This is a genomic window from Pseudomonas sp. W5-01, from assembly GCF_046540435.1.
In the GTDB taxonomy this organism is placed as follows: Bacteria; Pseudomonadota; Gammaproteobacteria; order Pseudomonadales; family Pseudomonadaceae; genus Aquipseudomonas; species Aquipseudomonas graminis_B.
The window spans coordinates 484,205-501,620 of the sequence record NZ_JAXCIP010000003.1 but is presented as its reverse complement, the minus strand read 5'-3'; the positions used below and the strand labels follow the sequence as shown (position 1 = coordinate 501,620).

Sequence of the window (17,416 nt, the reverse complement as noted above, 5' to 3'; positions counted from 1 at the left end):
GCGCATCGTCCTGCCACAGCGTTCGTCACCGCGGATCTTCATCGTCCTGCGGCGGTTCTTCCAATTCAGACTCTTTATCGGCCTCATCGAGCAATAAATCGTCGAAGTCGATTTTCAGGCCCTGCTCCATAGTATCCAGCTCGGCCAACAAGCTGCGGAAACTGGTCTCATCCCGGGGTGCCTCAGGCTCTGCGTCAGCATCGAGTGGCAGGCTGGCATCGGCCAACGCCTGCAAGTGCGCGGGCACAGGTGCGTCGTCGAATTCAAGCACCGGCTCGGTTTCCATCTCGCGCAGGTCGGCCAGTGGCGGCAGTTCGTCGAGGTTTTTCAGGTTGAAGTGATCAAGAAAGGCTTTGGTGGTGGCGAACATCGCGGGTTTGCCGGGCACGTCGCGGTGGCCGACGATCCTGATCCATTCGCGCTCCATCAGGGTCTTGACGATGTTGGTGTTGACCGCGACGCCACGCACGTCCTCGATCTCGCCCCGGGTGATCGGCTGGCGATAAGCGATCAGCGCCATGGTTTCCAGGAGGGCGCGCGAATAACGCTGCGGGCGTTCTTCCCACAGACGCCCGACCCAGGGCGCAAACTTCTCGCGGATCTGCAAGCGATAGCCGGTGGCGACTTCTTTCAGCTCAAAGGCGCGGTTGTCGCAGGATTTGCCCAGCAACGTCAGCGCCTTTTTGAACACCGGCGGTTCGGGCCGCTCGCCCTCTTCGAAGAGCTCGTAGAGACGCTCCAGGGACTGCGGTTTTCCGGAGGCGAGCAGAAACGCTTCGAGCAACGGCGCCAGATCGCGGGGTTCATTCAGGTTCATTGATCAGCTCTTGCTCTTTATTCGGCTCGCGCCCGCACATGAATAACGGCGAAGGCTTCGTTTTGCACCAGCTCCACCAGTTGCTCCTTGACCAGTTCCAGCACCGCCATGAACGTCACCACCACGCCCAGCCGCCCCTCTTCTGCCGTGAACAGCTCGGCGAAGGGCACGAAACCCGCGCCTTTCAAGCGCTCCAGCACATCGCTCATGCGCTCGCGGGTGGACAGTGCTTCGCGGCTGACCTGGTGACTTTCGAACATGTCGCCACGGCGCAGCACGTCGGCCATCGACATCAACAGCTCTTCGAGGGCGACGTCCGGCAACAACTTGCGCACCCGCGCTTCGGGCGCCTCCAGCCGGGGCACCAGTACATCGCGGCCCACGCGGGACAGCTGGTCAATGCCTTCTGCCGCCGCCTTGAACCGCTCGTATTGCTGCAAGCGACGGATCAGTTCGGCGCGGGGATCGCCTTCTTCTTCCTCGGCCATTTCCGAGCGCGGCAGGAGCATCCGCGATTTGATCTCGGCAAGCATGGCCGCCATGACCAGGTATTCGGCGGCGAGCTCCAGGCGCACGGTTTTCATCAGCTCGACATAGCCCATGTACTGGCGGGTGATTTCCGCCACGGGGATGTCGAGGATATTGATGTTCTGTTTGCGAATCAGGTAAAGCAGCAGGTCCAGCGGGCCCTCGAAAGCTTCGAGGAACACTTCCAGCGCATCCGGCGGGATGTACAGGTCGACCGGCATCTGTGTGACGGCCTGACCGTAGACCATGGCAAACGGCAGCTCTTGCTGGGCGTTGGCCTGCGGGTCGATGTGAGCGTCGGTCTGAGCCTCCAGCGTTTGCGCCTCGGTCACTCGACTTCGACCCCAAACGGCGTCGGATCGCCGCAACCCACACGCACCACCTGGGGCTCGCCATCGGTCAGGTTGACCACGGTCGAGGCCGAGATGCCGCCCTCGCCGGCGTCGATGATCAGGTCCACCTGATGCTCGAGAATCCCGCGCATCTCGTAAGGGTCACTCATCGGAATGGTCTCGCCCGGCATGATCAGGCTGACGCTCATCAGCGGCTCACCCAGTTCCTGCAACAGCGCCTGCGCGATGGGATGACCCGGCACGCGCAGGCCAATGGTGCGCCGCTTGGGGTGCAGGACCAGACGCGGTACGTCACGTGTGGCGCCGAGAATGAAGGTGTACGGCCCCGGCGTGTGCGCCTTGAGCACACGAAACGCCGCCGTGTCGACCTTGGCGAACAATCCCAGCTGGGACAGATCGCTGCACATCAGCGTGAAATTGTGTTTGTCATCGAGTTGACGCAGGCGACGGATGCGCTCGACGGCCGTCTTGTCGCCCATCTGGCAACCCAATGCGTAGGACGAATCGGTGGGATAAACCACCAGACCGCCCGCCCGGATGATTTCCACGGCCTGCTTGATCAGGCGCGCTTGCGGGTTTTCCGGGTGGACCTGGAAAAATTGACTCACGGTAATTTCCTGTTCAGACGGCAGTAGGCTGGTCATGTTTGAACCGACACCAAAGGGGCGGCAGGTCTTCGGGCAATGGGCGATAAACGCCGATTTCAGACCATGCGCCTGGGGCATGAAAATCACTGCCGGCACTGACCAGCAGACCGAACTCACGGGCCAGAATCGCCAGACTGCCGACCTGATCGGCAGGCTGCAGGCCGTTGACCACTTCTATGGCGTGGCCGCCGGCCTGAATGAAGTCGGCGACCAGCTTGCGACGCTTGCTGCGGGTGAAATCGTAATGCGAAGGGTGCGCGAGGCTGACCCACGCACCGGCGGCGCGCAGGGTCGCCACCGTTTGCTCAAGGGTCGGCCAGTGTTGCTTGACGTCGCCCAGCTTGCCCGCACCGAGCCATTTGCGGAACGCTTCGGCGCGGTCCTTGACGAACCCCTGGTTGACCAGAAAGTCGGCAAAGTGCGGCCGGGCCGGCGCATTACCGCTGTCGCCCAGCGCCTGCTGCACCGCACGCGCACCTTCGAGCGCGCCGGGCATACCTTTCATCGCCAACTTGCGGCTTATTTCTTCGGCCCGCAACCAGCGGCCGGTGTGCAATTGCTCGATCGCCTTACGCAATTGCGGGGCGTCCACATCGAACCCATAGCCCAGCACATGGATGGTGGCACCGCCCCAGGTGCAGGACAATTCGATGCCGTCGATCAGCTGCATACCCAGCGCAAGCGCCGCAGCACGGGCCTCGGCGAGGCCTTCGAGGGTGTCGTGGTCGGTGAGTGCGAGGACTTTCACGCCGTGCTCGTGGGCACGCGCGACAAGTACCGCGGGCGCAAGGGCGCCATCGGAAGCGGTGCTGTGGCAGTGCAGATCGACGTTCATAGGGGCGCTTTCGCAGTCATTGATGTTTGTTATTATGCCGTCACATCCAGCTTCTGGCTCTTACTGTGAAACAATTCATCGACTTCATCCCGCTCATCCTGTTCTTCATCGTTTACAAAATCAGCCCGCAAGCCGTCGATGTCCTTGGCCACAGCTTCATGGTAGGCGGGATTTACAGCGCCACCGCGATGCTGATCGCCAGTTCCCTCGTGGTTTACGGCGTCCTCTATGTCCGTCAGGGCAAACTGGAAAAAAGTCAGTGGCTGACGCTGATTGCCTGCCTCGTGTTCGGCAGCCTGACCCTGGCGTTCCACAGCGAAACCTTCCTCAAGTGGAAAGCCCCGGTGGTGAACTGGGTCTTCGCGCTGATCTTCGCCGGCAGTCACTTCATCGGCGATCGTCTGTTGATTCAACGCATCATGGGCCACGCGCTGACCCTGCCGCAGGCGGTCTGGACCAAACTGAACATCGCCTGGATCGTGTTCTTCCTGTTCTGCGGCGCGGCCAATCTCTATGTGGCGTTTACCTATCAAGAGTTCTGGGTCGACTTCAAGGTGTTCGGCAGCCTGGGCATGACCCTGCTGTTCCTGGTCGGCCAGGGCATCTACCTGGCTCGCCACATCCATGACGCCGATCCGTCAACCCAGCCTACAAACAAAAAAAGAGAGGACTGACATGCTCTACGCAATCGTGGCAACCGACGTCGCCAACTCGCTGGAAAAACGCCTGGCCGCACGCCCTGCGCATCTGGAGCGTCTGAACGCAATGAAGGCCGAAGGGCGCATCGTCCTCGCCGGCCCGATGCCTGCGGTAGACAGCATCGACCCGGGCACTGCAGGGTTTACCGGCAGCTTGATCGTCGCCGAATTCGAGTCCCTCAAGGACGCCCAGGCCTGGGCTGAGGCGGATCCCTATGTGGCAGCGGGTGTCTACGCTGACGTGATCGTCAAACCGTTCAAGCAAGTCCTGCCCTGAAACGTCTGTCAGGCGCCCGGCTCTGTACACCGGGCCGGACCGCCTTCACCCGCCTTCTGAAGTTCACCCTACGCACTGCCCTGCCGATAAGTTGCTAGAACCAAAGGCTTTGACTGCGGCTCAAAGAGGCACGGGCGGTCATGCCTTGTGGGTATTGACCGAACAATAATGGTTTGTCACGAGGGGTCACGCAGCCAGGGTGGCCCTCCAGTGCGGTATCTTTGCCAGCGGCCGGCGTCGATGTCGTCGGCAATGGCTAAATGAGTGAGTCATGAGCGAGCTGTTACTTATTGATGATGACCAGGAGCTGTGTGAGCTCCTGAGCAGTTGGTTGAGTCAGGAAGGGTTCGCTGTGCGTGCCTGCCACGATGGCCAGAGCGCGCGCAAAGCGCTTGCCGAATCCGCACCCGCTGCGGTGGTGCTGGACGTGATGCTCCCCGACGGCAGCGGTCTGGAAGTGCTCAAACAATTGCGCACCGATCACCCCGACCTTCCCGTGCTGATGCTCTCGGCGCGCGGCGAACCGCTGGACCGCATTCTGGGTCTGGAGCTGGGCGCCGATGATTATCTGGCCAAGCCCTGCGATCCTCGCGAACTGACAGCGCGTCTACGCGCGGTGCTGCGCCGTAGCCATCCGACGGCGGTATCGTCGCAAATCGAACTGGGCGATCTGTGCTTCAGTCCCGCACGGGGCGTGGTCACGATTGACGAGCAGGAATTCACCCTGACGGTCTCCGAAGCGCGTCTGCTTGAGGCCTTGCTCGGCCAGCCCGGTGAACCGCTGGAAAAGCAGGAGCTGGCGCAACTGGCCCTGGGCCGCAAACTGACGCTCTACGACCGCAGCCTTGATATGCACGTCAGCAACCTGCGCAAGAAGATCGGCCCCCACGCCGACGGCCGCCCGCGCATCGTTGCCCTGCGCAGCCGCGGGTATTATTACAGCCTCTGACGAGGCAGTTGGGAGCGGCAAGCTGCAAGCTGCAAGCTGCAAGCAACAGCGACAGCACAAGCAACAGCATCGGCAGCGACGCCGGACTGCTTTTTGGCTTGAAGCTTGTGGCTTGCCGCTTACAGCTGGGCGCGCACTCGGCAATTGCCCCTTACGTAAACATCGGAACGCACCGCCTTTACCCAAGCTTTACCGACGCCTGACCTCGCTTGACCTTGATCTCCCTAAACTGGCCTCAACCGGCACAGAGCCGAAATCGAGACAAGGAGATTCACCATGCGCAAGACTTTGATGGCTTTGATGTTCGCCGCAGCCCTGCCTACCGTTGCAATGGCCATGCCTCCAGAAGCTGGCCCTATGGGTGGCCCTGGCGGTCCTGGCTTTGAAGGACCTGGCATGCATCATCGCCACGGCCCGATGGAAAGACTCAACCTGACCCCGGAACAACGTCAGCAAGTCGACCAGATGATGGGCGATCAGTGGCGCGGCCGCTCCGAGATCACCCAGAAGTACCTGGCCAAGCTGTCGCCCGCCGACCAGAAGGCGATGATGGATGAACAGGAAGCTGCCCGGGCCAAAACCCAGTCCGGCATCCGCGCCCTGCTGACGCCAGAGCAACAGAAGACCTTCGACCAGATCCAGAAGGATGAAGCCCAGCGCCGTGCGGATCGCGCCGAGTTCGAAGCGTGGAAAGCGCAGAAAGCGCAAAAAACCCAGTAACTGCCTGCTGGCGCGGCATTACACTTCCCCCAACCCGACACGCTTCCCGGCGTGTCGGGTTTTCTTTTTGACACACCGGGTCGAGGGCAGCACGTGCGTTCATTGTTCTGGAGAATCCTGGCGAGCTTCTGGCTTGCGATCGCGTTGGTAGCGGGCCTGTCGATCCTGATGGGCCATGTCCTCAATCAGGACGCCTGGATTCTCAGCCGTCATCCCGGCCTGCACAACTTGCCGCAGAAGTGGGTCGAGTTGTACGAGGACAAAGGCGAGAAATCCGCCCAGGATTATCTGCAAGACCTCAAGCGCAAATACCACATCGACGTTCAGGTGCTCAACGACAGCGGCGAAGCGGTGATTCCCGGCACCTTCCCGCCCCGCGCGGCGGCTTTTGAAGAGCGGCAGAATGACGACACACGACCACTGCCGTGGCGGCGACTGACCTCCGAATACACCAGTGAAAAAACCGGTGAAACCTACCTGCTGATTTACCGGATCCCACATCCGGAGCTGGACGCGTGGCACCGCGACAGTCTGGTCTGGCCGCTGAGCGCGCTGGGGATCGCGCTGGTGGTGCTGACGTTGTTCAGCCTGATGGTGACGCTGTCGATCACCCGCCCGCTAAGCCGTCTGCGCGGCGCGGTGCATGACCTCGGCCAGACCACCTACCAGCAAAACAGCCTGGCGCGACTGGCCAACCGCCGTGATGAATTTGGCGTGCTGGCGAACGACTTCAACCGCATGGGTGCCCGCCTGCAAAGTCAGATCAGCAGCCAGCGCCAGCTGCTTCGCGACGTTTCCCATGAACTGCGCTCTCCCCTGGCCCGGCTGCGGATTGCCCTGGCCCTGGCCGAACGCGCAGAACCGGTGGAGCGCGACAAGCTGTGGCCGCGCCTGACCCGTGAGTGCGACCGGCTGGAAGAGTTGATCAGCGAAATTCTGGCGCTGGCACGACTGGACGCCGACATGGGCAGCGCCACGGCGGTGGATGTGTCGGGGCTTTTGCATCATCTGCAGGCCGAGACGGAGATGGGCGGCGGCGAGCAGACGGTTTCGGTGTCGGTGCAGCCAGGGGTGCAGTTGCAGGGCTGGCCAAGCGTGCTGGAACGGGCGCTGGATAACCTGCTGCGCAACGCGCTGCGCTTCAATCCGGCGGGTCAGCCGATCGAGTTGAGCGCAACACTTGAGGGGGATGAATGGCGGCTCAGCGTGCGGGACCATGGCCCCGGTGCCAATCCGGAGCATCTGGCGCAGTTGGGCGAGCCGTTCTATCGCGCGCCCAACCAGACAGCGCCGGGCTACGGGCTCGGCCTGGCCATTGCCAAACGCGCCGCCGAGAAGCACGGCGGAACGCTGGTGCTGGGCAATCACCCGCAGGGCGGATTCGTGGCCAGCATCGTCGTGCCGCGCGAGTTAACCGCTATGCAGTCCCGCTGAGTGGATGCGGGGGTTGGTAGGACCGGCTTCAGCCGGGAAGAGGCCTGTCTGTACACCCTCAGTTTTGCGGTGTAACGCTTAATGCCTTCCCGGCTAAAGCCAGTCCTACAGATCGGGGCCGGCGCTTATAGCGGGATGAAACCAGTTTGTTACCCTTCCCACGCGCTCACAAAACCAGCAACCTCCGGCTTCGCGGGTTCACGCGGCGGATTTTGCGGCGTGCCGAGGTACAGAAAGCCGACGACTTCTTCTTCGGCCGTCAGACCCAGCCCTTCGGCGACGTGGCGGGAGTAGGACAAATCCCCCGAGCGCCAGACCGCGCCGATGCCGATCGCATAAGCGGCCAGGAGGATGCCGTGGGCAGCGCACCCTGCGGTGATCACTTGTTCCTTTTTCGGCACTTTGAAGTGGTCAGTCAACTTGGCGATGACCACCACCACCAAGGGCGCGCGCAACGGTCCGTTGCGGGCCTTGTCCAGCGCTTTGGCCTCAACATCGCCGCCTTTGTCGATCAATGCCTGGGCCAGCAGTTCGCCCATGCGGTTGCGTGCGTCGCCTTCGATGGTCAGAAATCGATAAGGCCGCAAGACGCCATGGTCAGGCGCGCGCAGGGCTGCGCCGAAGAGGATCTCGCGTTGCTCGGCGTCCGGGGCGGGTTCGATCAAGCGGGGCACGGACACGCGATTAAGCAATACGTCGAGCGCTTCCATTAAGTCGTCTCCAGGAAAAATGACGGGCCATTGTAGTGCCCTCGGTGCAGTCTTGAACTTCAATAACGATTAACCGGGGCAATTACTTACAACACTCTCGGAAATGCCTCGGTTTACACCAACGGGCTCGCGAGTAGAATGGCCGCCCTCTCACTACCTGATCAGAGCGACTGCATGGCGTTGCCGACTCTCCGCATCATCGGTTTCATTATCGGCATCTTCCTGATTACCCTGGCCATCGCCATGGTCGTGCCGATGATCACCCTGATGATCTTTCACCGCACCGCCGACATGCCGTCGTTTCTGTGGTCGAGCCTGATCACCTTCGTGTCCGGGCTGGCGCTGGTGGGCCAGGGCCGACCTGAACACGTGCACCTGCGGCCCCGGGACATGTACCTGCTGACGGTCAGCAGCTGGGTCATCGTCTGCATCTTCGCGGCGCTGCCGTTTCTGCTCACCCAACACATCAGCTACACCGACTCCTTCTTCGAAAGCATGTCCGGCATCACCGCGACGGGCTCCACCGTGCTCAGCGGCCTGGACACCATGTCCCCCGGCATCCTGATCTGGCGATCGCTGCTGCACTGGCTCGGCGGCATCGGCTTCATCGGCATGGCCGTGGCGATTCTCCCGCTGCTGCGCATCGGCGGTATGCGCCTGTTTCAGACCGAGTCGTCGGACCGTTCCGAAAAAGTCATGCCGCGTTCGCACATGGTCGCCAAATTCATCGTGCTTGTTTACCTCGGCATCACCGTGCTGGGCACGCTGGCGTTCTGGTGGGCGGGCATGAGCCTGTTCGACGCCATCAATCACGCGATGTCGGCGATATCGACCGGAGGGTTCTCCACCTCGGATCAGTCACTGGCGAAATGGCCGCAGCCCGCCGTGCATTGGGTGGCCATCGTGGTGATGATCCTCGGCGCCCTGCCGTTCACCCTCTATGTGGCGACGCTGCGGGGCAATCGCGGGGCGCTGCTCAAGGATCAACAGGTGCAGGGTTTTCTCGTCCTGCTGCTGGTGATGTGGCTGGTGATGACCGCCTGGTACTGGGCGACGACCGATCTGCCGTGGTACGACGCGTTGCGCCATGTCGCACTGAACGTGACCTCGGTGGTGACGACCACTGGTTTCGCCCTGGGGGACTACAGCCTGTGGGGCAACTTCGCGCTGATGCTGTTTTTCTACCTGGGGTTCATCGGGGGATGCTCAGGGTCAACGGCGGGCGGCGTGAAGATCTTCCGCTTTCAGGTCGCCTACATCCTGCTGCGCGCCAACCTGCACCAGCTGATCCACCCGCGCGCGGTGATCAAGCAGAAGTACAACGGTCACCGGCTGGACGACGAGATCGTGCGTTCGATTCTGACCTTCTCGTTTTTCTTCACCTTCACCATCTGCCTGATCGCGCTGATGCTGTCGCTGCTGGGGCTGGACTGGATGACTGCGCTGACGGGCGCCGCCAGCACCGTGTCAGGGGTGGGGCCGGGGCTCGGTGAAACCATCGGGCCGGCCGGTAATTTCTCGACGCTGCCGGATGCCGCCAAGTGGATTCTGTCACTGGGCATGCTGCTCGGTCGGCTGGAAATCATCACGGTCCTGGTGCTGTGCATACCGGCGTTCTGGCGGCACTAGAACACTGCGGGCCGGGCAACGTCAGCTGCGTAGCCCCGAGAAATGTCGCGGCGGGCAGTGGGGGCTCGACTAAGCTCAACCAATACCCTGCCCGGAGCATAGCCTTGTGGAAACAGTGAAGCGTTTCGACCGATTCGAAGACTTCTATCCGTATTATCTGCACGAACATCGGGACAGCACGTGCCGACGCTTGCATTTCATCGGCACGAGTCTGGTCATCCTGATTCTGGCATTCGCCGTGCTCAGCGCTCACTGGACATTGTTGTGGGTACTGCCCTTGGCGGGCTACACCTTCGCCTGGATCGGCCACTTCTTTTTCGAGAAGAACCGTCCGGCCACGTTCAAGCATCCGTTCTACAGCCTGCTCGGTGATTTCGTCATGTACAGAGACATGCTCAGGGGCAAAGTACCGTTTTGACCGGCACTCGTCGGCGTCGCGCATGACGCCTTGCTGCCCCACTGTTTGAGTAAAAGCTGCCTGCTCAGACCGTCTCGCCCACGGGCTGCGCTGCTTCCGGGCTTTTGGCTTTGACGTGGGCATCGGCCAACCGGAACAGCTCGATCGTGCCATCCCAGTGCTCGATCAACGCCGTGCAGGACTCAACCCAGTCGCCGCAGTTGAGGTATTCCACGCCGCCCACCTGACGGATTTCGGCATGGTGAATGTGCCCGCACACCACCCCGTCCAGACCGCGCTTGACGCACTCATGGGCGATGGCTTCCTCGAAATCGCTGATGAAATTCACCGCAGTCTTGACCTTGTGCTTCAGGTACGCCGACAGCGACCAATAGCCGTAGCCGTACTTGGCGCGCCAGTGGTTGAGCCAGCGGTTGAGGGTCAGGGTGAATTCGTAGGCCGAATCGCCAAGAAACGCCAGCCAGCGGTGGTAGCGCGTAATGACGTCGAACTGGTCACCGTGGATCACCAGCAGACGACGACCATCGGCGGTCAGATGCACGGCTTCATCGACCAGTTGGATGTTGCCTAGAATGAGTTTTGAATAGCGGCGCAGGAATTCGTCGTGGTTGCCGGTGACGTAAATGACTTCGGTGCCGCGCTTGCTCATGGTCAGCAGACGGCGGATGACGTTGGTGTGGGCTTGCGGCCAGTACATGCCGCCGCGCATCTTCCAGCCGTCGATGATGTCGCCCACCAGGTACACCTTGTCGGCGTGGTATTGCTTGAGAAATCCGGAGAGGTGTTCGGCCTGGCAGTCGCGGGTTCCCAGATGCACGTCAGAGATCCACAAGGTCCGGACACGTTGTTTACGACTGGGTTTCACGCTCTCGGCAATGCTCATGGACCACCTCCACTTTGGTTTTCCCAAGCGTGGACGTGGTCGGTGATATGAACATGACGGCGGTGTTTAGCTTTGATGACACGACATATCGATTAACACTTTCCCAGACCCGATGCGCGCTCAGGTATCCAGGCCGGCGTGACGATCGTTGTGCCCCAGGTCCCGGGCCGGATCGATCTGATCACGCACGCGCTGCTTGAGCACCTTGGCCTCGGGAAACCCGCCGTCGGCCTTGCGCTCCCAGATCTGCACGTCGTCGCAGGTGATGCGAAATACACCGCCGGTGCCAGGGATCAACGACACTTTGCCGAGATCATCGGTGAAGGTGCTCAACAATTCCTGAGCCAGCCAGGCGGCGCGCAACAGCCATTGGCACTGTGTGCAGTAGGTGATGGTGATTTCAGGCTTGGCAGACATCGGTCAGCCCAACCCTGCCAGCAAATCACGGGCGGTTTGCTGCGGGCCGTCGTCGGAGCCGTCGATCACTTCCTGCAACAGCCGACGGGCCTCGTCGACATTGCCTTCATCGATCAGCACCTGCGCCTCATTGATCTTGCTCAGCGGCTCTTCGTCCAGACTCAGCAGATCGAAGCCGCCCTCCTCGATCATGAAACTGTCGAGAAAAGCGTCGTCCAGCAGATCGCTGTTGCTCTGCACAATGACTGCCGGACCGGTCTCGAACTGAACGTCCATTTCCGGCGGCGTTTCCTCTTCGGCGAAGTCGCTGAGGAACTGCTCATCGGGCATCTCGAACACCTCGGGCAGCTGCGTGAGGTCGGACGAGAATGAAGTGTCGAGTTCAGGTTCGGCTTCGAGTACAGGCGCGGGCTTGCGCGGGGCGGGCGTGCTGTCGAACGGATCAACCAGATCCCAGTCGGCGTCCATGGAGAGGTCGTCGAGGTTGAGCTGGAAATCGTCGGCAGGGTCGACCGGGTTCAGTGATGCGGCCGCATTTTCGTCCAACTGGGTGGGTTCCGTCAGGCTGAGCTCCGGCGGCTCTTCTGATGCCTGACTGGCCGAGGCTGTTTGGCTGGCCAGCACCGCGGCAGCACCCAGGGCCGCGGCGGAGGCTGCGGCCGAGGTCATGGCTGGCGACGCGACTGGCGCGGACGGCGCTGCGGGCACCACGGGTTCGGGCTTCAGTTTCGGGTAACGATTGCGAATATCCTGAAGCTTCTGCGCGTCGACGCCCTGACTCAGGAGCACGCGTTCTTCTTCGTCATACGCATCGATGTCGCCCTGCTCGCCGAGCAGTTCGAGAATGCGCAGGCGAACATCGGTGCGCTCGGGCTGTTTGCCCAACGCATCACGCAGGATGGCCAGTGCTTCGGCGAAGCGACCGTAGGCGATGTAAATGCTCGCGCCATCCAGGGCGTCAGTGGCGGCACCGGCCAGACGTTGGCCGGCAGGTGCTGACGAAGCCGGACGCGCCGGGGTGACCGCCGGCACTTCGAAGACCGGGGTGACCGTGGCCGCAGACCTGACCACCGGTTCCGCCGGCACAGGCTCGAGGGCCAGCTGATTTTTGATCCGGTTGCGGCGCACAGACCAGGCCAGCGCGAGGAGCAGCAATATCACCAACAGCGCTGCCAGAACCGACGTCCAGGGGAACTCATCCTCGGCGGCAACCGGCACCGGCGCTTGTACGGGAGTGGCTACCGGAGCGGGTGCAGCCGGCGTTGCCGCCGTCGTGTCAGCTGGAGTCGTCGCCACCGTCGAGGGGGCCGGAGCAACTGGCGCCGCCACAGGCTTGGCCGACTGGGCCTTGAGTTCGGCGAGTTGGGTCTGCAGTTCGATGATCTGCTTGTCCTTGTCGGCCTCTTCGACGGTGGACGTCTGGACTTGCTGCTTGAGGTCGTCCAGCGTGTTGTTCAACTGCTGGTTTTCCAGCGCCGCCGCCGACAACTGATCGCTGGCGTTCTGCTTCGCCGAGGCAGGCGTCGGGGCGGAGGCTGCGGCCGAGGTGCCGCTGCCTGCAGCAGACCCATTGGCGGTCTTCGGTTCAACGGCGTTGTCCGGCAGCAACAGGCTCTGACCGACCTTCAACTGGCTGCGCTCACCATTGGGAAACGCTTGCGGATTGAGCGCCACCACGCCTTTTATCAACTCGGCAGAAGAGGTCTTGCTGCCAGGCGCCTGTACTTGGCGGGCAATACCCGCCAGCGTGTCGCCGGACACGACCGTGTAGTGCTTGCCCTGTCGAGCCTGGGGCGGCGCGACCGGCAGACGCGAATCATCATTCTTCGCGCTGGCCGCTGGCGATTGAGTACGGCTGCGCGTCGCGGCGAGCCCGGTCGGCGATGTCGGCGGATCAAGCAGCACGGTGTATTCATGCAGCTGGTCGCCGTTCGGCCGTACCAGCCTGACGAGGAAATTCAGATACGGCTCGGTGACCGCCTTGTGGGATTCGATGTGAATCACGCTGCGGTTGCCACGGATCACCGGAGTGAAACGCAGGTCGTTGAGAAAGAACACGCGCTCCACGCCAGCCTTGGCAAAGGCTTCGGGCGGCGCGAGCCCGACGACGATTTCCTCGGGACTCATCCCACCCGCTTCAATCAATTCGACATCGGCGTTAAAGGGTTGCCCCAACGCAGAATGCAGGCTGATTTCGCCCAGACCCAGCGCAGCCGCCACGGAGCTGTGCAGCAACGCGGCCGAGGCGAGCCCGATGGCGAGCAAACCCGAACGAAGACCCGACTGAACGCGAAGAGGCGCACCCCCTTCACGACGACTACCGGCCTGAAAACTCTTCAGCATGCGAACCCTTTTGAAGACGAGGCAGGCTTCCCTGCACATTCGGTATGCCCGGACACGTCATCCGGGCAGCATCAGTATGGGTGCAAATAGAACAGGATGTTTCGCCCGCATCAATGTATTTGTCGCAGGCGTTCGCGCGGTTTTCAGGATTTTTCGAGATTGGCGAGGATTTTCGAATGAACGCGCATGCACATGAGCAATTCTTCTTCGTCGATGCCGGCAAACAACTCGTGGCGCAAGGCGGTGGCGATGGTTTCGATTTTCTCGATCAGCGGACGCGCGGTGTCACAGAGGACGATCTTTTTCGCCCGACGATCTTCGAGCACCGCCTGCCGAAGCACCAGTCCCTGATTTTCCAGGCTGTCCAGCAGCCGGGCCAGGGTCGGGCCTTCAACGCCCACGCTCTGGGCGAGTTCACGCTGGGTGGGTGGCGTTTTGAAACGAGCCAGATGCAGTAACACCAGCCAGCGCGCCTGGGACAATCCCAGATCAGCCAGCCGGCGATCCAGCTCCGCGCGCCAGCCCCGGGACATATGGGCCAGTTGCATGCCAAAGCGATGTTCTTCGGTTAACGGCATAGGTAACTCGATGGTTAAAGGCGAATCCTAATTAATAGGCAGCTAACCATGGAGACAGTGATGAGGCAAGCGCCCGGGCGTGGTGATTCGTCGCAGCGGCGAGGAGGTGCCGGGATGCGGCGGGTAGGCCTTCGGGTTGCTTGGGATTATTTGAGTGTGCTGCCTGCCGAGGTTGCGACGGGTCAGACCTCAAACTCCGACTGCAACGCCGCCCGCACACAATACAGCACGCCCTCGGGTACGCGCCCGGTAAACAGTTCGGCAATAGCGGCAACAGGGGGCAGCTCGCCTTCGCCGTCGAGAAACGCATCCTGAATCTCGGTCATCAGGTCCTCGGGCAAATCCAGCGCCTGATCCAGGGAAAGCTGCTGTTTGCCAATCGCTTCGGCGAGCATCGTGTAGACGTTCTTCTCCGAGCACTGCAGTTGCCCGGCGATTTGCATCGGCGTCATACCGGCGCGGGCGAGGCTGATGAGTTCGTGCCGTACATCGGTGACGACACGCGGCGCCGGTGCTGCACCGCCGAGCACTTCGAGGAACGCCTCGCCGTAACGCTCCAGCTTGCGAGCGCCCACACCGCTGACCCGGCCCATTTCGGCCATGGTCCCCGGCTGGCTGCGGAGCATTTCCAGCAGGGTCGAATCCGGAAAGATGACGTAAGGCGGCACGCCATGTTCTTCGGCCAGCTTGCGCCGCAAAGCACGCAGCGCTTCCCACTGTTCGCGCTCTTCGCCGCGCACCAGCTGACTCGCCGGGCTGCCGGAGGCTTTCGCGGTGGTCTGCGGCTTCAGGTCACGGCGCAGCTGCAAGGTGACTTCGCCACGCAACAGCGGTCGGCAGCTGTCACTCAGGCGCAGACCGCCGTAGCCTTCCAGATCGATGTCGGCCAGACCACGCGCCACCAGTTGTCGGAACAATGAACGCCATTCGCCTTCGCTGCGGCTCTTGCCGACACCGAACACCGCCAGCTTCTGATGACCGAAGCTTTGAACCTTGTCGTTTTCCTTGCCCAGCAACACATCGACCAGATGGCCGACGCCGTAGCGCTGGCCGGTTCGATAAATCGCTGAAAGCGCCTGTCTCGCGGGTTCGGTGGCGTCCCAGGTCTGCACGCCGTCGACGCAGTTGTCACAATGCCCGCAAGGGTTGGGCATGATTTCGTCGAAGTAGGCGAGCAGCGACTGACGCCGGCAGCGGGTTTCTTCACACAGCGCCAGCATGGCGTCGAGCTTGTGCTGCTCGACGCGCTTGTGACGCTCGTCGCCTTCGGAGTTCTGCAGCATCTGCTTGAGCATTAAAACGTCTTGCAGACCGTACGCCATCCACGCATCGGCCGGCAGACCGTCCCGCCCTGCCCGGCCAGTCTCCTGGTAATAGGCTTCCAGCGATTTGGGCAGATCCATGTGCGCCACGAAGCGCACGTTGGGCTTGTCGATGCCCATGCCGAACGCGATCGTGGCGACCATGATCAGGCCTTCCTCATTAAGGAAGCGCCGTTGATTGCCGGAGCGGGTCTCGATGGGCAAGCCGGCGTGGTACGGCAGCGCCGGGTAACCGTTGTCGCTGAGGAACGCCGCAGTCTCTTCGACCTTCTTGCGCGACAGGCAATACACGATGCCGGCGTCGCTGCGCCGCTCGGACAGAAATGCCAGCAACTGCTTGCGTGGCTGTTCCTTGGGCACGATGCGGTAAAAAATATTCGGGCGGTCGAAGCTCGATAAAAAGCGCTCGGCGTTCTGCAGGTGCAGACGCTCGACGATCTCTTCACGGGTGCGCTTGTCGGCTGTGGCGGTCAGGGCGATACGCGGCACGTCCGGAAACAGCTCGGCCAGTTGGCCCAGCTGCAGGTATTCAGGACGGAAATCATGACCCCATTGCGACACACAGTGGGCTTCGTCGATGGCGAACAGGGCGATCTTGAGGTTTTGCAGAAACGACAGCATGCGCGGCTGGACCAGACGTTCCGGTGCCAGATACAGCATCTTGATTTCGCCCAGACGAATGCGGTTAGCGAGGTCGCGCTGCTGCTCGGCGCTGAGCGTGGAGTTCAGTGCGGCGGCTGAAACACCGAGTTCTTCCAGCGTTGCCACCTGATCGTCCATCAGCGCGATGAGCGGCGAAACCACGACCGCAAGGCCGTCGCGCAACAGGCCCGGCACCTGGAAACACAGGGACTTGCCGCCGCCGGTGGGCATCAACACCAGTGCATCACCGCCACTGGCCACGCGCTCGATAATGGCACCCTGGCGACCACGGAAGCTGTCGTAGCCGAAGATGTCTTTAAGTACGCGTTGAGCCTGGTCGAGCATAAATACCCCGGATGGTGCCGCAACAGCGGTCGAGAATCGCTGTGGAAATCGCAAAGCGCGGCAGTATACCGGAGCGCTCCGACAGATTGGACCGCGGTGACACCGGCGGTCGAAATTTACCGGAATACCGATTCCAGTGGCCTCGCCGCTGGCGCCGGGCGCCCTCAGGGCCTAGAATTCAGCATCGTTTATTCCCAAGGTAGTCTGTCAATGTCCTTCGCTGAGCAATTACACCGCCTGCAAGCCTTCCTCGATGCCGATGAGCTGCATGACGAAGCGCTGGACTACGTAGCCGCCCACGGCTATCTCACCGCGCTGTCCATTTGCGCCGAAACCGTTCCTGATCGCGAGTGGATTGACGCACTGTTCGCCGAGCCTCCGCACTACGCCGACGAGGCGCAACACGAGGAAATCGAATCCACCCTGATCCAGCTCAAGGCGCACATCGCTCGCCAGCTGGCATCGGACGAGGAGTTCGAATTGCCGTGCGATCTGGACCTGGGCGATGACCCAGACGACTCCGAGCTGCGTGGCTGGTGCATCGGTTTTATGGAAGGCGTGTTCCTGCGCGAGTCGGCCTGGTTCGAGAACGACGAAGAGGAAGTCAGCGAGATGCTGCTGCCGATTATGGTCGGTTCCGGTCTGTTCGATGAACAGCCAGAGTTCGCCGACATCGCCGCTGACGCCAACCTGATGGACGACATGATCGTGCAGATCCCGGAAGCGCTGACCGCGCTGTACCTGCTGCTGCAAGCCCCGGATGAAAAGCCGGCTATCCTCAAGCCGCGCCATCACTAAGCCCGACCATCAAGTCTCGGCGTTAGCGCAGGAGAAACGTACGAGCCGACGCCGGCTCGTACGCCCCCTTCCC

General features: G+C 61.8%; 18 protein-coding genes. 8 read left to right on the top strand and 10 right to left on the bottom strand.

The features are described from left to right. Nucleotides 1-25: 25 nt before the first annotated feature. The 4 genes from scpB to SLW75_RS12265 all read right to left on the bottom strand — a co-directional run bounded on the left by scpB (nucleotide 26) and on the right by SLW75_RS12265 (nucleotide 3,180). Nucleotides 26-817, bottom strand: coding sequence for an SMC-Scp complex subunit ScpB (gene scpB, locus SLW75_RS12280; protein ID WP_410934557.1), 792 nt, complete (start codon nucleotides 815-817; stop codon nucleotides 26-28). Nucleotides 818-834: 17 nt separating this feature from the next. Further along, entirely contained in the window at nucleotides 835-1,533 is a 699-nt protein-coding gene (locus SLW75_RS12275; RefSeq protein WP_163022142.1) for a segregation and condensation protein A, read from the bottom strand. Between the two features lie 140 nt (nucleotides 1,534-1,673). Continuing rightward, complete coding sequence (locus SLW75_RS12270; protein ID WP_108121457.1) at nucleotides 1,674-2,306, bottom strand: L-threonylcarbamoyladenylate synthase; 633 nt, start codon at nucleotides 2,304-2,306, stop codon at nucleotides 1,674-1,676. Nucleotides 2,307-2,319: 13 nt separating this feature from the next. Further along, nucleotides 2,320-3,180 carry a PHP domain-containing protein gene (locus SLW75_RS12265; protein WP_410934556.1) on the bottom strand — a complete coding sequence of 287 codons (861 nt, stop codon included), beginning with the start codon at nucleotides 3,178-3,180 and terminating at the stop codon, nucleotides 2,320-2,322. A 65-nt stretch (nucleotides 3,181-3,245) separates the two neighbouring features. On the opposite strand from SLW75_RS12265, the gene SLW75_RS12260 reads away from it, so the two are divergent. The 5 genes from SLW75_RS12260 to SLW75_RS12240 all read left to right on the top strand — a co-directional run bounded on the left by SLW75_RS12260 (nucleotide 3,246) and on the right by SLW75_RS12240 (nucleotide 7,258). Further along, nucleotides 3,246-3,854, top strand: a complete 609-nt coding sequence (locus tag SLW75_RS12260; RefSeq protein WP_065986938.1) for a septation protein A — start codon at nucleotides 3,246-3,248, stop codon at nucleotides 3,852-3,854. Between the two features lies 1 nt (nucleotide 3,855). Further along, nucleotides 3,856-4,155, top strand: a complete 300-nt coding sequence (locus SLW75_RS12255; RefSeq protein ID WP_410928085.1) for a YciI family protein — start codon at nucleotides 3,856-3,858, stop codon at nucleotides 4,153-4,155. A 271-nt stretch (nucleotides 4,156-4,426) separates the two neighbouring features. After that, a complete protein-coding gene (locus SLW75_RS12250) occupies nucleotides 4,427-5,104 on the top strand; it encodes a response regulator transcription factor (protein ID WP_065986934.1) in 678 nt (225 codons plus the stop codon). Nucleotides 5,105-5,380: 276 nt separating this feature from the next. Then, complete coding sequence (locus SLW75_RS12245) at nucleotides 5,381-5,824, top strand: Spy/CpxP family protein refolding chaperone (RefSeq protein ID WP_065986932.1); 444 nt, start codon at nucleotides 5,381-5,383, stop codon at nucleotides 5,822-5,824. Between the two features lie 93 nt (nucleotides 5,825-5,917). Beyond that, nucleotides 5,918-7,258: a sensor histidine kinase gene (locus SLW75_RS12240; protein ID WP_410934555.1), complete on the top strand. Its 1,341-nt coding sequence runs from the start codon at nucleotides 5,918-5,920 to the stop codon at nucleotides 7,256-7,258. A gap of 149 nt (nucleotides 7,259-7,407) precedes the next feature. On the opposite strand, the gene SLW75_RS12235 is transcribed toward SLW75_RS12240, so the two are convergent. Next, entirely contained in the window at nucleotides 7,408-7,968 is a 561-nt protein-coding gene (locus tag SLW75_RS12235) for an NAD(P)H nitroreductase (RefSeq protein WP_410934554.1), read from the bottom strand. Between the two features lie 174 nt (nucleotides 7,969-8,142). Here SLW75_RS12235 and SLW75_RS12230 point away from each other — a divergent pair, with 174 nt between their 5' ends. Further along, on the top strand, nucleotides 8,143-9,597 hold the full coding sequence (locus tag SLW75_RS12230) for a TrkH family potassium uptake protein (RefSeq protein WP_065986924.1): 1,455 nt from the start codon (nucleotides 8,143-8,145) through the stop codon (nucleotides 9,595-9,597). 106 nt (nucleotides 9,598-9,703) lie between these two features. Continuing rightward, entirely contained in the window at nucleotides 9,704-10,015 is a 312-nt protein-coding gene (locus SLW75_RS12225; protein ID WP_296306111.1) for a DUF962 domain-containing protein, read from the top strand. Between the two features lie 64 nt (nucleotides 10,016-10,079). Here SLW75_RS12225 and SLW75_RS12220 read toward each other — a convergent pair whose 3' ends face one another. The 5 genes from SLW75_RS12220 to recQ form a co-directional block, all read right to left on the bottom strand. Beyond that, nucleotides 10,080-10,898 carry a UDP-2,3-diacylglucosamine diphosphatase gene (locus SLW75_RS12220; RefSeq protein ID WP_410934553.1) on the bottom strand — a complete coding sequence of 273 codons (819 nt, stop codon included), beginning with the start codon at nucleotides 10,896-10,898 and terminating at the stop codon, nucleotides 10,080-10,082. Nucleotides 10,899-11,018: 120 nt separating this feature from the next. Beyond that, nucleotides 11,019-11,315 (bottom strand): SelT/SelW/SelH family protein, encoded by a 297-nt coding sequence (locus SLW75_RS12215; protein WP_065986919.1) that lies wholly within the window; start codon nucleotides 11,313-11,315, stop codon nucleotides 11,019-11,021. 3 nt (nucleotides 11,316-11,318) lie between these two features. Continuing rightward, nucleotides 11,319-13,658 (bottom strand): FimV/HubP family polar landmark protein, encoded by a 2,340-nt coding sequence (locus tag SLW75_RS12210; protein ID WP_410934552.1) that lies wholly within the window; start codon nucleotides 13,656-13,658, stop codon nucleotides 11,319-11,321. Between the two features lie 143 nt (nucleotides 13,659-13,801). Next, nucleotides 13,802-14,236 carry a MarR family transcriptional regulator gene (locus SLW75_RS12205; RefSeq protein WP_065986915.1) on the bottom strand — a complete coding sequence of 145 codons (435 nt, stop codon included), beginning with the start codon at nucleotides 14,234-14,236 and terminating at the stop codon, nucleotides 13,802-13,804. Nucleotides 14,237-14,418: 182 nt separating this feature from the next. Further along, nucleotides 14,419-16,545 (bottom strand): DNA helicase RecQ, encoded by a 2,127-nt coding sequence (gene recQ / locus SLW75_RS12200; RefSeq protein WP_065986913.1) that lies wholly within the window; start codon nucleotides 16,543-16,545, stop codon nucleotides 14,419-14,421. Between the two features lie 210 nt (nucleotides 16,546-16,755). On the opposite strand from recQ, the gene SLW75_RS12195 reads away from it, so the two are divergent. Beyond that, nucleotides 16,756-17,343 carry a YecA family protein gene (locus SLW75_RS12195; RefSeq protein ID WP_192135458.1) on the top strand — a complete coding sequence of 196 codons (588 nt, stop codon included), beginning with the start codon at nucleotides 16,756-16,758 and terminating at the stop codon, nucleotides 17,341-17,343. The last annotated feature ends 73 nt before the right edge of the window (nucleotides 17,344-17,416 follow it).

Bases quoted from the DNA above. Each gene is read 5' to 3' on its own strand.
- SLW75_RS12235 (WP_410934554.1), bottom strand. From the start codon at position 7,968: ATGGAAGCGCTCGACGTATTGCTTAATCGCGTGTCCGTGCCCCGCTTG.
- SLW75_RS12205 (WP_065986915.1), bottom strand. From the start codon at position 14,236: ATGCCGTTAACCGAAGAACATCGCTTTGGCATGCAACTGGCCCATATG.
- SLW75_RS12230 (WP_065986924.1), top strand. From the start codon at position 8,143: ATGGCGTTGCCGACTCTCCGCATCATCGGTTTCATTATCGGCATCTTC.
- SLW75_RS12255 (WP_410928085.1), top strand. From the start codon at position 3,856: ATGCTCTACGCAATCGTGGCAACCGACGTCGCCAACTCGCTGGAAAAA.
- SLW75_RS12250 (WP_065986934.1), top strand. From the start codon at position 4,427: ATGAGCGAGCTGTTACTTATTGATGATGACCAGGAGCTGTGTGAGCTC.
- SLW75_RS12195 (WP_192135458.1), top strand. From the start codon at position 16,756: ATGTCCTTCGCTGAGCAATTACACCGCCTGCAAGCCTTCCTCGATGCC.
- SLW75_RS12215 (WP_065986919.1), bottom strand. From the start codon at position 11,315: ATGTCTGCCAAGCCTGAAATCACCATCACCTACTGCACACAGTGCCAA.
- SLW75_RS12245 (WP_065986932.1), top strand. From the start codon at position 5,381: ATGCGCAAGACTTTGATGGCTTTGATGTTCGCCGCAGCCCTGCCTACC.
- scpB (WP_410934557.1), bottom strand. From the start codon at position 817: ATGAACCTGAATGAACCCCGCGATCTGGCGCCGTTGCTCGAAGCGTTT.
- recQ (WP_065986913.1), bottom strand. From the start codon at position 16,545: ATGCTCGACCAGGCTCAACGCGTACTTAAAGACATCTTCGGCTACGAC.
- SLW75_RS12265 (WP_410934556.1), bottom strand. From the start codon at position 3,180: ATGAACGTCGATCTGCACTGCCACAGCACCGCTTCCGATGGCGCCCTT.
- SLW75_RS12210 (WP_410934552.1), bottom strand. From the start codon at position 13,658: ATGCTGAAGAGTTTTCAGGCCGGTAGTCGTCGTGAAGGGGGTGCGCCT.
- SLW75_RS12220 (WP_410934553.1), bottom strand. From the start codon at position 10,898: ATGAGCATTGCCGAGAGCGTGAAACCCAGTCGTAAACAACGTGTCCGG.